The organism is Streptomyces sp. NPDC032721, from assembly GCF_055579625.1.
Genome location: NZ_JBVIMX010000001.1, coordinates 1,233,233 through 1,247,408, shown reverse-complemented (window position 1 = coordinate 1,247,408; position 14,176 = coordinate 1,233,233). Strand labels below are relative to the sequence as shown.

Below are 14,176 nucleotides of genomic sequence, written 5' to 3'. Positions count from 1 at the left end.
GCTTCAACGCCTCGGTCAGTACGTTCGCGGTGACGGTGCCGTAGTGGTGCTGCGACGCTGGTCGCAGTGGCAGGGCCGCTCGCCTTGGCCTTGTGCGATTTTGTGCGATGCGCCGCAGTGGTGTTGTGACGTCGGGTCGCAGAGGCGGCGCGGCTGAAGTCGGCGGCGAGGGTTTCGACGGCGAGCCCGTAATGGTGCGGCGACATGATGTCACAGAGACAGAGCATCGTCAGTCCTTCCGCGTCGGCCGCCCAAAAGCCGTAGTGGTGTTGCGACCCGACGTCGCAGAGGCACGGTTGAGTTCTCATCGCCGTGCGTTGCGAAGGTCATGCCGCGGTGGTGCTGCGACTCCGAGTCGCAGAGGCAGTCGCGGTTGCCCTGGTGCAGTTGGAATTCGGCGAATTGCCGTAGTGGCGCTGCGTTGTGATATCGCAGAAGCAGTGCCGCCACACAGGCGCACTGTGCCGCCCGTCTCGATACCGTAGTGGTGCTGCGATTTGGATTCGCAGAAGCGGCTCAGGCGACCCTGGTGAAGATTGCCGACAACGCACAGCCGTAGTGGCGCTGCGGCCCGAGGCCGCAGAGGCAGAGCGCCGGATCAGCTCCGTGTCACAAGTCGCGGCGTAGCCGTGGTGGTGCTGCGATCCGAAGTCGCAGTGCCAGTCTTCGCCGACACTCCGGTAGCCGTCCATGCGGTAGCCGTAGTGGTGCTGCGACCCGAAGTCGCAGAGGCAGGGCTTGAAGTCCATCCGGAAGCCGGGGTGCTCGGAGTCGTAGTGGTGCTGCGACCCGAAGTCGCAGAGGCAGCGCCGGGACCGGTGCGGTGACCTGGGTGCGGAGGAAGCCGTAGTGGTGCTGCGACCCGAAGTCGCAGAGGCAGTCCCGGCGGGCAGCTCTATGTGGATCTGCGCAGCTACGCCGTAGTGGTGCTGCGACCCGAAGTCGCAGAGGCAGACGCGGCGCGGTACCAGACGCGGGCGAGCGACATGCTGCCGTAGTGGTGCTGCGACCCGAAGTCGCAGAGGCAGCTGGTCGGGGCGGTCCGGGCGGTCCATCCGGAACCCGCCGTAGTGGTGCTGCGACCCGAAGTCGCAGAGGCAGGTTCGCCGCCTGGTTCCGCGCGAGGACCAGGCGGGGCCGTAGTGGTGCTGCGACCCGAAGTCGCAGAGGCAGGATGAGGCGGTCGGCGGGTACTTCCGCAACAACGGGCCGTAGTGGTGCTGCGACCCGAAGTCGCAGAGGCCGGGCCTCGGTGAGGTGGTGGTCGCACTCGGGGCAGGTGCCGTAGTGGTGCTGCGACCCGAAGTCGCAGAGGCAGCCCATGCGAGAGGGTCGCAGTCGTTCGGGGAGACGGTGCCGTAGTGGTGCTGCGACCCGAAGTCGCAGAGGCAGCTTGCGGCCTGAAGGAGCAAATGATGTTCGGGAAGAAGCCGTAGTGGTGCTGCGACCCGAAGTCGCAGAGGCAGAGGACACCACACCTCCGGTGGCCGCTCCCAGCGCCGCCGTAGTGGTGCTGCGACCCGAAGTCGCAGAGGCAGCCTGTTTGACGTGCGGTGACTTCGGAGGGTGATCGGTGCGGCAAAGTCAGGCAGTTGGCATTTCAGTTATTTCGGGCTTTTTGCTTCGGTGCGGTTCGGTGTGTTGTGGCGTGCTTGGGGTTCCGAAGCGGGTGGTTCACAGGGGGTGGCGTTGTCCGGGTTGGAGGGGGCCGTCGCCCTTGGGGAGGCGGGTGCGGGGTGCGGTATAGAGCGCGGTGATTCCCAGGTTGTGGAGTTTCGCAGGATCAGGGCGGGCGGCGGACAGGAGGGGGTGTTCGAGGAGTGCTGTCAGGGCGGTGGTGGTGAGTGGGGGGTGCCAGGTGGGCCAGGTGAAGGCGTTCTTGGTGGTGTTCCAGCTGGTGGCGCGGGGGCGGTTGCCGTTGCCGATGAGGCGGAAGGTGAGGAAGCTGTGGAGGGCGAGCCAGGTGGCTCCGGGGACGCCTTGTTGGGTGGGTTTGCTGTGGCTGACCATGTGGGCGTCGCCGGTGGAGTGGTGGTCGAGGTTGGCGCCGGCGTAGCCCTCGACGCGCTGCCAGCGAGTGAGCGCGGCGTGGAGGTGGGCCGGGTCTTCTGTGCAGAATTGCGCGGCCTTGGTCCAGTTGTTGGGGAGGGTCATTTTGCTGGTGTGGCCGAAGTACGGAGTGGTGCGGGTGTAGAGGCCGCCTGCGTCGTCGGTCTCTGTCGCGAGGGTGTTGACCAGGGCGGTGAACCAGCGGGCGCGGTTGTCGCCGTGGTCGCGCTCGGCCTTTGCGTAGGTACGGAGCTTGTGGAGGGCTTCGCCGATAGGCATTTGAAGCGGTTCGTAGGGGCCGCCCGGGGTGCGGGGCTGGTTGAGGATGCCCGGAGCGACGGTGAGCGGGTCGGCGTCCGGGGTGTCGGGGAGTTGGGTGGCGAGGAGGTCGGCGAGGGTGGTGTGGGTGTAGGGGGTGTGGGTGTGCAGGAGTGCGGGGGCGTCGGGGCCGGACCAGGAGAGGCGGGGGGCCTGGTCGAGGAGGTGGGTGGTGAGGTGGAGGGTGCCGAGGGCGGCGAGGAAGCCGAGTGGTGAGCTGCCGTAGAGGGCGGGGAGTTCGAGGGTGTGGCGGGGGTGGGTCATCTCAGGTGCCTTCTTCGGAGCAGGCCATGTCGGCGAGGCGGAGGACGGCTTCGAGCAGGGCCAGTCCCCAGGGCCCGTAGGTGTGGTTGAGGGCGTGGAAGCGGTCGGGGCCGTTCCAGTCGGTTCCCATGTGAGCGCTGTTGACGGTGACCTGCTGCTGGTCGGGCATCGTGCAGGTGACGTCCTGCGGCTGCGGGTCGGGTACCGGGGGCAGGAATGGCCGCGCGTGGCCGTGGTGGGCGGCGACGAGGTGGACCAGGAGGTCCTTGTCGGTCCCGTAGGGGTGGGTGGGGTCGGTGGTGAGCCAGGTGGTGACGGCGAGAGCGCTGAGGGCTTCGTGGCGCATCTCGGTATTCCACTGGGCCAGTCGTGCTGCGCGTCGGCGGGCGGTGTGGTCGGCGGGGTCCATGCCGGACTTGGCCAGGGGCTCGTGGAGGGATTCGGCGAGGAGGCGGTCGCCGGCGCACAGCATGCACTGGAATCGAATATGGGACTTCCCGCAGTCGTGGGCGTGACCGGCGGTGTGCAGGGTGTCGATGAGCTCAGTGGGCAGGTCCAGGGCGGTGGCGAACGCGGCGGCCCGCTCGGCGACGGCGCGGCTGTGCTGGGACAGGGGAACGGGCCGGGTCAGGGAGCTTGCGTCGGCGCTCTCGTCGCCGATGCCCGCGCTGTGTTCGGGTTGTCCGGCTGGGGGGTGCGGGGGGATGAGCAGGAGACGGTGGGGGGAGTGGGGGTCGAGGATGACGTGTCCGCGGGTGGTGGTCCGGCCGGTGGGGGAGGCCGACCAGTCCTGGACGGCGCGCAGTTCAGCGAGGCGGATGCGAGGGAGATCGGTGTACGGGCCGCCGGGGTGTGCGTTGAGGTGGCGCAGGAGGGTGTCCAGGAGGGCGCCCAGGAGGAGGGTCGGGTCGTCCTCACCGGCCGTCAGCTGCTTCACGGTCTTGGTGATTGCGGTGTCCAGGACCGCTTGCAGGTCGGCGTCGCCGTCGGCGAGGACGGTGAGCACCGCCGGGTCGAGGCGGGTCACGGCGGTGCCGGTGAGCGAGGTGTCGGTGGGCGTGGTGCGGGTGGGCGGGAAGTCGCCGAGGTCGGCGACGGGCTTGCTGCGGGTGCCGGTCCATCCGTAGGGGTCGTGTCCGCCGTAGGAGCTGGGCAGGACCACGGTGCTGCCGGGCCGGATGCCGTCGGGTGTGGTGACCTCCACCCACCGCTCCTCGGCTTCGTCCAGGCGCATGACCGGCACCATCGCCGCCGGGCGCTTCTGTTTGGCGGGGGCAGGTTCGGTGTGCGGGGTGCCTTCGAGGTCGCTGGTGTCGTCGCCCGTGGGCGGGGCCTGAGTGAGGAAGCGGCGCAGCAGGGTGGCGGGCAGGGCGACGGTTTCGCCGGGGTGCGGGGGCAGTTGCTGCAGGCGAAGGGCCCACCGCTCGAAGTCGGGGGACTCGTTGGTGCAGGGCAGGTCGGCCCGCCAGAACACCTGGACGTCCTCGGGCGAGGTGTCGAGGCCGTGCAGGTACGGGGCGGGGTCCTGATCGGGGACTGGGGCAGGGCCGGTGCGGGTCCATGCGTCCAGGAGGGTGCGGTGCAGGATGGGAACCCACGGGGCCGGGGTGTTCAGCAGGCTGGTGTCCACCCCGTCCAGGAGGACAGGCAGGGTGACCGGGTTGACCAGCAGCCCGTGGGGCAGCCGCTGCGCCAGGTCGGCCGGGTCCAGCCCGCTGACCGGCAGGGCGGGGGTGTGCGTGGTGAGCCAGTCCCAGGTGCGGGCGGCGGCGTCGCCGTAGACGGGGATCGGCATACGGCCCGATCCGTCGGCTGCGCGCAGGACGATCGCGGGGGCGAGAGTGTGCTCACCGGTGCGGTCCAGGCGGCCCAGGCGCTGCACGAGCGCGGCCTGCGAGGCATTCTCGGTGATCAGGGCGGCGAAGGACACGTCGAGGCCGACCTCGACGGTCTGGGTGGCCACCACGACCAGCGGCTTGCCCCGGCCCGGTGCCACCCCGGCAAGGAGTTCCTTGAGAGCCTTCTCGGCGAGCAGACGCTCGCGGTCCAGGGCCCGGGAGCGGCCGACCAGCAGCACTACCTCGATGTCCTCGCGTTGGGACAGCAGTTGGTGGGTGGCGCGGGCGGTGCGGATCGTGTTCGCGACGACCACGGCCACCGGCCGCTCCAGGACCGGCAGCAGCACGTCGAGGGCCAGGACGGCACTGGTGGCGAAGGCGGTGGCCGGATCCTTCGCGGTGCCCACCGCATCCAGGCAGGTGATCCGGCGCGGAGCATTCAGCCGCCGGCCCGCGACGACGTGGTTGCGATCGTCGTCGGTGATGCGGTGCCGGGGGCGTTCGGGGGCGGTGGAGGCGGTGGCGGAGAGGCTGACGATCTGCACCGCCCGGTGGGTGAACGCTGGGTGGGCGGCGGTGTGCTGGTAGGCGGCGCAGTCGGCGGCGGTGACCAGCAGCGGCAGCGCGAGGTGTGCCTCGTCCACGGCCACCAGTGCGTCCATGCCGCACAGGGCGGCATCGATGGGCCGCATGCGGGGGCTGGTGTGGTAGCCGCGGAAGAGCAGTCGGCTGCCGTACTGGTCGACGGTGGAGGTGATGACGGCCGGTTGTGCGGGGGAGGAGAGCCAGCGCGACGCCCAGTCGACACCCCCGCGCATCCGCACCACCTTCAACGCCCGTCCCTGTCCGCCGAGTTCAGCCAGCGCCCGGCCGACGCGATGGGCGATGGTGCCCTCGGGGGCGTTGTCGAGGGCTGTGGCCTGGGTGCGGGCGTGGTGGTATGCCTGGTCGACGACCAGGCGCCGGTCCACGACGAAGAACAACCGTAGCGGGACCGTACGGTCGTGGCCGTTGAGGTGCTGCCAGGCCAGCAGGAACGCCCACACGTCGATCACGGTGGTCTTACCCAGCCCGGTAGGGATGTCCAAGTCCAGCCAACGTCCCTCCTCTACGACCTTCTTGAGGTAGTCGCTCTGCCAGGGGAAGGGCCAGTGGCCGTGCACTTCGTGGATGAAGGCGGGGAAGTCCTTCAGGCTGAGACTCATGAGCAGCGCCTGTCGTCCGTGTCGGTGGGCAGGCACAGGCCCAGCCCGTAGTTCCTCTTGCTTCCCAGCAGCACCGGTCCGGCCACCGGCTCGGCGAACCGCAGCCGCACATGCCGGACGGGCAGCAGACGTTCAGTCGCCTTGCGCCGTGCCGCTTGCCGCGTGAACGACGGAGCACCCGGCACGTATGCGCCCGTACGCAGGACTTCGATGCCCTGGGGCTCGGGCAGCCCGGCCCGTTGGCAACTGGCGGCAACGGACTCCTCGATCTCGCGCCCGTTGCGCCGGGGGAAGTAGTCCAGCACCATCGGTAGCGCCGTGGACCACTGCCGCGACGGGCGCATCCACCGCTGCGGTTGCACCGAGGCCACGGCGTCGGTGCGGGTAGCCCCCTCGCCGACGTAGGACAGCTCCAACGGCTCGCCCAGTGCCGGCACCTGGAGTGTGCGCAGTCCGCCGCCAGCCCGCAGGAGAACCGACAGCACGGCCTTCCGGTGTGCCGGGTCCAGGTCGCGGGGCAGGGCCACGCCCACGCCGCGCAGCCGCCCGTCGGCGTGCCGGTGCCCGACGAAGGGCAACCCGACGAACGCACATACTCCCCGCTCGTCCCCGGGTTCCTTGTGCCCGTGCACGGCGACCATCGCGTCGACGTCATGACCGGCCTCTTCCAGCAGGTCACACACCCGGCCTCGCAGAGCACCGGTCACCTTGAGCGTCAGCTGGGCAGTCAACGAGCCTCTGGGCTCGAACGCGAACGACACTAGATCCGCGAACGGCCCCTCCACCAACCCCGGTTCCTCCGCGGGCTGGGCTCCGCGCAGCACGTACGGGTGCGGGCGGGCCTGCTGGAAGGCGTTCTCCCCCTCCGCGTGGGCCCACCGCAGCCGCTCCAGCATCCCCGGGTACGGAGCACGCAGCGACTGCACCCCGACCGCGGTGTCATCGCCGGCGGGCTCCCAGACCTGCCACGGCCCGCCCTGCGAGCCGTCTTCCTCGGCGGGTGCGGTGGTGGTGTGCAGCAGGGCCTGCCCGGTGGCACGCCCGAGGTAGGGCACCGACCGGGCGAGCGACTCCAGCACCGCCGCCACCCCGGCCGGCGGCGTGGTGGGCCACTCGAACACGACGACCGGCTTGGCCAGCGCGCGTTGCCGCCACACGCGTGTCTGCCCGCCCGCCGTACGGCCCGGCAGCGACCCGTGGCTGGGCTTCGCGGCCACGGCGTTCGTCGGCACCCACGCGCTGCGCGGGATCTGTGCCTCCGCAGACTGCTCCGGCACCCGCACCACCGGGGCGGGCTGCTGCTCCAGCCACTGCAACGCCGCGTCGTGCAACGGATCCTGGGGGTCGGCCACCGACACCAGCGCGCAGAACACCCGGTAGGGGTGCGGCGGCCATTCCGCCCGGCTGCGATCCAGCGTCGAGGCTTGATAGGAGGAATCCAGCAGATGGACGGTTGTATGAAACGGCATGACGTCACTCGCTCTCTGCCGCGCCGGCCCCGTTGAACGCGTACGACCTGTCGATGGCCTGCTGCAGACTCGCGTTCGGCTTCACCACCACCGGCTCCTCGGCCCACTCCACGCCTGCGGACTGGGCCTGCTTGAGGGCGTAGGCGAACAGCGCGAGCGCCTGCTCCGGGGTGCTCAGCTCCAGCGCTTCCTGCGACGGACGCCCGGCGGTACCGCGCTGCACCCACTGCATCTGCTCCGAGACGAGCACGAGGTCGCACCCCGAGCGCAGGCGCAGTGCCGGCGCGGCGAACGCCAGCCGGTCGCCCAACAGCGCGATCGACGCCAGCAGGGCTCGTGCAGCCGCCGTGTACGGGGCGTCCGCGCTCCCGAAGCGGAGCGTCGCGAACTGGGCCAGCGAGACCGTCGCCGTCCGGTGCACGGCCTGCACCGATACCCCGCCCAGCCCCTCGGTCGGCGGGATCATGCCGTGTCCCAGCTCGGACATTTTTGCCGTCGTTGCTCCCTTGGGCGCTTTGGCCCCCTCGATCGGCGACCAGCCCCCCTCAGCGACCTGCACGATGTCTCCGGGCAGGTTCAGCGCGTCGAACCGGCCCGCGGCCCGGACACCCTTCAGAGGGGCCACACCGAACATGTACGAGGTGTAGGCCCGCGCGATCTTCGTCTGGATCCGGCGCCTGCGGTGCGAGTCCCATGCTCCGAACACCAGGTCGGTGGGCGCCTTCCGCAGAAAGGCACTCAGATCGCCCGCGTTCGCCTGCCGCAGCGCCAGCCCCGTCTCGGTGTCGTCGAACTTCGTGCCCGCCGCGTCCTCGGAGTCCCGGAAGTAGGCATCGCGCGAACGGTGCGGGGCGTCCAAATTCGTCATCCGCACGGTCACGCCCTGCGACTCGGTGGCCATCAACAGGTGCGGCAGGTGCAGCGAGCCGTCACGTAGGGCCTCTGCCAGGGCGAGCTCGCACCGGTTGGCCTGCGACTGCGGCTGGTCCAGGGCCACCACCTCCACCCTCTCGCCGTTCACGTACCGCGGTTCGACGAGGTACACGGCGGCGTCGCTCGCTTTGACCTTCGTCGTCGGCGGGAAGACCTTGTCCCCGGGCCCCCCGATCGGCTCGTACTCCGCGCAGATCCTGATCGCCCCGTCCTCGGACCGCAGGGTCACGGCGTCCAGCAGCCGGTCGTAGATCATCTCTTGCACGTCAAGTCCTCCCAGTGGCACACGGACATCAGGCGCACCCCCTGCTGGCCGAAGCGGCAGGTCAGGGCTGTGCGATGGCGCCATGGAAGCAGCGGCAAGCGGTGGCCACAATGACCAAATTTCGACTGAGAAGTCGGACTGTCAGTGGTGCTCGGTAAGCTGTCCGCCTTTCCCGGAGCAGGAAAGACAGCAGGCCCACCATCTGCGGCCCATCAGGTCGGACGCCAACTGTGCTTAGCAGCAGGAACTACGGTGCAAACACACGATGTTGACGCCGCGATGCATCCGAAGGGCGCGTGCTTCGGCCGCTCAGGCAAGCTTTGGGAGCGGAGGTGGCGTTCGCTAGCCCGGGCGAGTGGTGATCGTCTGCTGACGGCGAACAACCTATGAGGGAGGGAACGGGCCAACCGCGTGTCGGTGCTGCGGCGATACGCACCGGACCGAGACCAGAGTGCGATGTGCTACGGGTTAGGGCGCGTTCTTCAGAACGCCCGCCGAGGCCATCGGAGGTGGCCTCGCTGCGGACCCGCCTCGACGCGTAACGATCGTGGTCGAGCCGGTACCTGGGCCCGATGATCTCCCTAGACGGGCGTTAGTGGGGAACAACGGCTCGCTCCGCCCGACAAGTGCCCCCGCAGGGGCGAGGCTGTCGACGCACAGCTGGTGGACGCAGCCCTCCCGCCCTCTGAGAGCCCGCTGTTGCGGCTGGGGCTTGGTACGTTCTGGCGGTATGACGCTACGTTCGGTGGATTTGCGCAAGGAGCCCCTAGAGGCCGTACTGGAGCGTGCGGAGCGCATGCTGGGGGTACGGCTCGATCGCGAGGCCGCGGTGCGTAAGCGGCGGTCGGTGGGGGCGCGTACGGATCGTGAGACGTGGGTGCGTATCGAGCGGCGCGGGCTCGACCGGATCGGGATGCACGGCGGGGACGGAACGGTGTCGGCGGAGGCCCTGCACGGGATCGCGAAGCCAGCCTGGTTCGCTGGCGTCGCGTGGCGCGACGTGGCGGATCCGGTGTTGTGGCGCGCGGACGAGACGGAACTTCTGCCGGGCGCACCAGCGGGCAGCGCCATCATCGCGAAGGACCCAGGTGTGTCCGACGGGTGGTGGGCTTCGCTGAATGCCTCCCTGGACGCGCTGTCCGCGCAGCGCACGAATCGGATCGCGACACCGGACACCGAAACGCTGACGCAGGGCCTGGTTTCGGAGACGATCCACAGTGTCTTTTCCGGGGTCGATACGACGGTGGCTGACTGGCGGTGTGCCCATGCCGATCTCAACTGGGCGAACGTGACGGTGCCGGTGTTCTGCCTGTTCGACTGGGAGGACTGGGGCATGGCCCCGAGCGGCCTGGACGCGGCAATTCTGTGGGGGGCTTCCCTCGGCGTCCCAGGTCTGGCGGAGCGTGTCCGCAGCGAGCGGCGCAGCGACCTGGCTGGCCGGGACGGCAAGCTGATGATGCTCTTCGTCGCGGCGAAGATCCTTGGCCCGTACGCCGATCCCGAGGACCCCCGCCTGGCGCCCGCGCGGAAGACGGCCGAGCAGCTGGTGGAGGAGCTTCAGGCGCGCTGACGTGCCGTGAGGAGCTGCCGGTACTCCCGGACGACCTGGTCGTCGATGTCGTATGCCAACGCTTTGGTCAGCTGCCGCAGATGCTCGACGTTGTTGGTGCCGACGGCGACGGCGTCGACCCGTGGCAGGCCGTAGGAGGTGCGGAACGCGGCCTGCACCTTCGTTGCTGGCGAGGAGTCCCGCAGGAAGATCCGCGGATCGAAGCGCTCCCACAGCGCCTGGGCGGTGTTTCCGGCGAAGGGGCTCATGCCCCACACCCGTACCGGACTCCACCGCGTCACCAGGGCCTCGGCCGCTTCCAGGACCTCGATGCCGACGAGCAGTCCCGCCCGGACCATGAGGACATCAGGGCGCGGTACGTCGAAGTCGACGAGCGGGCGCGGGTCCCAGGTGGAGACGCCCCAGGAACGGCAGAGCCCCGCCCGTACTGTGCCGGCCAGGGTGGCGCATGCCTGTGCCAGCGCTGCGGCGTCGCACGCGGAGTGCTCCGGGTTGTGGAGGAACACCACGTCCGGCTCCCGGCCGAGATCCTTGACCGTCTGCTCGACAGCGGTGCGCAGCCGGGCCGGATCCAGGCTGTGTCCCTCGGGGAAGAACCCGACCTTGGTGGACAGGGAAATCTCCGGCAGCAGGTCACCGGCCGTTGTCCTGAGCGTTTCGTGGGAGCAGTGGCGGAGGTAGTTCGACGCGGTGTCGAGGTGTGTCACGCCGAGGTCGAGGGCTCCTTCGAGTAGGTCACGGGCGTGACCAGACCGGTGTAGCCCGAGGACGAGGTCTCCGTCAGCGGTTCGCACAGCCCCTCCGTGATCAGCAGGGTGGCCAGGGTGGTGACGTCCTCGGGTGCGCCGTCGAGGTGGACCGGGTGGCCCGACAGGAGGGTGCGCAGGCCCGGTTCGGCGCGCTCGTGGAAGGTCAGCCGCTTGGCGCCGCCGCAGACCTGCACCGTTTCGTCCGAGCGGACGAGGGAGGGCGCGAACTCGGTGACGGCCGCGACGGCTTCCGGTCGGCCGAGGGCCGCCACGTGCGGCATGTGGCGTGCGGGCGGGGTAGCGGCCCGCAGTTCGTCCAGGTATTGCTCGGGGCTGTAATTGGCGGCCAGGGCTGCGAGCTTGTCCGCCAGCACCTCGTGTGGGGGGCCTTCCGGGCTCTCCAGGTTGTGGCGGAAGGTCTCGTCCGCGCGTGCGGCGTCGGAGAGGAAGTTGGCCCAGGTGATCCCGGTACGCCGGGTGAATCCGAAGGTCACGTGCAGGGAGTGGCCGCTGCTGCTGGAACCCAGGCGGGAGGCGGTGTGCCAGAAGCCGCGGGGGATGTGCATGACGTCCCCGGCCCGCAGGGTGCCCTTCCACAGCACGTCTTCAGAGGGCGTGCGGTTGCGTTCCGCGTCGCGGTACATCGGCACCGTCCGGGACGGGCCGCGCACCTCCCACGACTTCTCGCCCGAGACCTGCACCGCGATCACCTCGTGATCATCCCAGTGCAAGTGGAACCCGTCGGTTTCCCCGACCGCCAGGTACGCGTTCGCAGACGTCAGTTCGCCCGACCACCAGCCCAGGGCCCGGCAGGCGACTTCCAGCGTCGGGTCGAAGGAGTCCACGTGGTCCAGGACCACGGTGCCCCCCTCGTTGAGGATTCGTCCGAGGGCGGCCATGTCGGCCTGGCTCACTGCCTGCCTGCGCCGGTTGACGCTGGTCGACAGGAACGCGGACGGGTGTACTTCGTCGCCCTGGGCGTAGCAGCGCAGCTGCGGGTTGGCCAGATGGCGCCGCCTGATCAGGTCCAGCAGCCTGTGCGGGGTCAGCAGCCGGGCGGGCAGTTCCGGGTCCGTGAGACGGCCGCGCGCGAACGCGGTCCCCGCGGAACCCGGCCCGTCCCAGCCGAGGGCCTTCTCGATGTGGGTGACGAGCCGGTGCTCCATGAGCGGCCCTACTCCTTCGGGAGGTTCAGGTCGCGGTTATCGCCGTCGTCGCCTGCACTGTTCTGCGAGCTGGTCACGTCGGACCGCTCGGCCTCACTGCGGTCGTGAGCGGTCGCCAGCTCCTCCACGGCGATCAGAAGCGCGGGGCTGGTCCCCGCCTGCGGGGAAGTCCTATCTGCCATCGTTCTCTCCCTTCGGCCTCGCCCGGCAGGCTCCGGGCGAAGGGTCTGAGTAAACCCGCGTCCTGGGCACGGCAGTAGAGCGATATTCAGACGCGCGTACGATTCTGCGGCGCCCCCTACAGGGGCTTGCCTGCTGGGCCGCCGCCCCACGGATCGCTCGCGCCGGGACCAACCGGCAGACCGTCCCAGGACCCCAGGTGTCAGGTGCCTTCCGGGCTGCGGTCGAGGATCACGAAGCCGGTGTTGTCCAACTCCCGTTGCTGTACTTCCTCCGCGATGACGTTGGCGGCGCGGAAGGCGAGCCAGGCCCGAATCGCCACGCCAGACGCCGTGTGGGAGGCGTGGTCGCTCGCGGCCTCCCAGCAGCCGGCGGAGACTTCCCGGATCCCGTCGCGGACGAGGACGGGCAGCCCGCGCTCGGCCGCGAGCGGGCCGGCGGTGAGTTCCGTGCGCAGGTGGGTGGAGGCGTACAGGATATCGATCTTCTCGTCCGGGAGGGCGGGAAGGAGCGCTTCGGCCGGCTTCCGGCCCAGCTGAGTCAAACCAGGGCCTGAAAAGGGTGGTGTGCATGGTGTAGGCGACGGTGAGCGTTCTGGGATGCACCTGCCCGGTGTCAGTGCCTCCCCATACGATCCTGCCTGACTGATGAGGGAGGGGCGGAGATGGCTGCTGTCGATCTCGAAGTGCTGCGCCGGGGTCGTGGAGACCAGGTCCTGTGGGTGTGGATCATGACATTGCTGGCGAACCAGCGTCGATGTGTGTACTGCAACGACGCGCAGTCCGAGACCCTGGAACATGAAGAGCCTCTGGCGGGCCTTCATGGCAGAGACGTGTGGTGGAACATCGTGCCCGCCTGCGATGCCTGCAACGGGGCGAAGAGCAAGAAGAGCGCCACGAGGTGGAAGGTTGAGATGGAGAGGGCTTACCAATTCCCCGGCGCAGGCTTTACGAAGCCCCGGCTGCCTCTGGAGGTCGTCCTCGGCATTCGCGAGCGAGTGGAGAACGTGCAGCGAGAAATACAAGACCCCGCTCGACGCCAGTGGTTCAAGCACCACTATGCCCGTGAGCGTACGCCCCGTCTCCGGCGTGACAAACACCTCGAAGTCCAGCGTTGTGCAGACGAGTTGGCAAGCTATCGGTATCTGCCATGGACCTCAGAGGAGGTGGGGACTGAGTCAGATCTCTACTGCATGAGGGCGCTGTGCTGCGGCCACCAACGCAGGGGAGTCACCTTGGAATTTGTCACGCTGAAAACATCCGATCGTGAGGACTTGACGCGCATGGCCTATGAGAAGGGTCTGTTCATCGGCGATCTGATCGGCTCATTGTTGGCATCGGGTATCAGAGAGTGGCGCGAGAGCGGGACGGCGCCTCGCTACGAAGACGGCGGCCGTTGAGGCCAGCGACACCGGGGGGCATAGGCTACATCCAGGCGGTTCAGCGCAGTGGTGGTAGGGCTTCCCGGAACCCATACCTCTTCTCGCTCGGCAGCGAGGCGTACTCCTGCGATCGGTGAGGCCCTCGTCCGCGACACTGCCAACTTGAGAGCCGAAGGCGCTTCCGGCTCCTGGGAGCCGACGCTGCTGAGCGAATGTTCGCGGAAAGCCTGGCCCGCACCCAACGAGGATCCGGCGCTCTACGAGCCGCATAGCGCGAGGTCGCCCCGTCCGAACACAAGGGTCGGCTCGCCAACATTCTTATTGCCGCCGCCGTGCTGGACGAGATGACCATCGAGCGTGAAGAGAAGCACGACAGTGCTGCTCAGTGTCTGTCTCCTGGACGCGGTCGTCCGTGCCGGAGCCCGGACTTGACCGGAGAACGGCCGGGGCCGCCACCCCCAGCCGGACTAACCGGTAAAGGGCCCCTGACCAGGCGTTTTGTAGTCGAGGCAGGTATCCGTGATTCGCGTGTGGACCGGCCTCTACCTGGGTGTTTCTGCCTGTTCCTGCCTGCTACTGGTCACGCGCTGGTCATGTGACCATCCGTCTGGCTTGTAGCCGGGAAGCGGTGCAGGGAACGAGGTGTCGACGCTGATGCTAGTCGTCGGCATCACATGACGAAACGAGGCTCGGGGCACCCCGCAAAAGGGGAGGAGACCCATTTCTTTCTGCCCCCCTCTCTCTTCTTTCGCCTTCTCCTAAACCTGTTGTGGTGTTTTCTGAACCCCC

Annotated in this window: 10 protein-coding genes and 1 CRISPR repeat array; of the genes, 2 read left to right on the top strand and 8 right to left on the bottom strand. The window is 69.0% G+C overall.

Features of this window, described 5'->3' with window-relative positions; all coding sequences use genetic code 11:
• Positions 1–552 precede the first annotated feature (552 nt).
• Positions 553–1,538: direct repeats of the CRISPR family, unit length 37 nt; unit sequence GCCGTAGTGGTGCTGCGACCCGAAGTCGCAGAGGCAG.
• A 136-nt stretch (positions 1,539–1,674) separates the two neighbouring features.
• Genes ACZ5PB_RS05405 through cas7g form a run of 4 tightly spaced genes read right to left on the bottom strand, consistent with a single transcriptional unit; the run spans position 1,675 to position 8,332 of the window.
• Positions 1,675–2,631 carry a type I-G CRISPR-associated protein, Cas3-extension family gene (locus tag ACZ5PB_RS05405; protein ID WP_468687952.1) on the bottom strand — a complete coding sequence of 319 codons (957 nt, stop codon included), beginning with the start codon at positions 2,629–2,631 and terminating at the stop codon, positions 1,675–1,677.
• Position 2,632: 1 nt separating this feature from the next.
• Positions 2,633–5,674 carry a type I-G CRISPR-associated helicase/endonuclease Cas3g gene (cas3g, locus tag ACZ5PB_RS05400; protein ID WP_468687951.1) on the bottom strand — a complete coding sequence of 1,014 codons (3,042 nt, stop codon included), beginning with the start codon at positions 5,672–5,674 and terminating at the stop codon, positions 2,633–2,635.
• Positions 5,671–7,143, bottom strand: a complete 1,473-nt coding sequence (gene csb2, locus ACZ5PB_RS05395; RefSeq protein ID WP_468687950.1) for a type I-G CRISPR-associated protein Csb2 — start codon at positions 7,141–7,143, stop codon at positions 5,671–5,673. The genes cas3g and csb2 overlap by 4 nt, the downstream gene beginning before the upstream one ends.
• A 4-nt stretch (positions 7,144–7,147) precedes the next feature.
• Positions 7,148–8,332, bottom strand: a complete 1,185-nt coding sequence (cas7g, locus tag ACZ5PB_RS05390) for a type I-G CRISPR-associated RAMP protein Csb1/Cas7g (RefSeq protein ID WP_468688290.1) — start codon at positions 8,330–8,332, stop codon at positions 7,148–7,150.
• 739 nt (positions 8,333–9,071) lie between these two features.
• On the opposite strand from cas7g, the gene ACZ5PB_RS05385 reads away from it, so the two are divergent.
• Positions 9,072–9,911, top strand: a complete 840-nt coding sequence (locus ACZ5PB_RS05385; protein ID WP_468687949.1) for a hypothetical protein — start codon at positions 9,072–9,074, stop codon at positions 9,909–9,911.
• On the opposite strand, the gene ACZ5PB_RS05380 is transcribed toward ACZ5PB_RS05385, so the two are convergent.
• The 4 genes from ACZ5PB_RS05380 to ACZ5PB_RS05365 all read right to left on the bottom strand — a co-directional run bounded on the left by ACZ5PB_RS05380 (position 9,899) and on the right by ACZ5PB_RS05365 (position 12,550).
• Positions 9,899–10,618: an aldo/keto reductase gene (locus tag ACZ5PB_RS05380; protein WP_468687948.1), complete on the bottom strand. Its 720-nt coding sequence runs from the start codon at positions 10,616–10,618 to the stop codon at positions 9,899–9,901. The genes ACZ5PB_RS05385 and ACZ5PB_RS05380 overlap by 13 nt on opposite strands.
• Positions 10,615–11,826, bottom strand: a complete 1,212-nt coding sequence (locus ACZ5PB_RS05375) for a JmjC domain-containing protein (protein WP_468687947.1) — start codon at positions 11,824–11,826, stop codon at positions 10,615–10,617. The genes ACZ5PB_RS05380 and ACZ5PB_RS05375 overlap by 4 nt, the downstream gene beginning before the upstream one ends.
• Before the next feature lie 8 nt (positions 11,827–11,834).
• A complete protein-coding gene (locus ACZ5PB_RS05370; protein WP_468687946.1) occupies positions 11,835–12,008 on the bottom strand; it encodes a hypothetical protein in 174 nt (57 codons plus the stop codon).
• A gap of 200 nt (positions 12,009–12,208) precedes the next feature.
• On the bottom strand, positions 12,209–12,550 hold the full coding sequence (locus tag ACZ5PB_RS05365; RefSeq protein WP_468687945.1) for a histidine phosphatase family protein: 342 nt from the start codon (positions 12,548–12,550) through the stop codon (positions 12,209–12,211).
• 120 nt (positions 12,551–12,670) lie between these two features.
• Between ACZ5PB_RS05365 and ACZ5PB_RS05360 the strand changes: the two genes are divergently transcribed.
• A complete protein-coding gene (locus tag ACZ5PB_RS05360) occupies positions 12,671–13,405 on the top strand; it encodes an HNH endonuclease (protein ID WP_468687944.1) in 735 nt (244 codons plus the stop codon).
• The last annotated feature ends 771 nt before the right edge of the window (positions 13,406–14,176 follow it).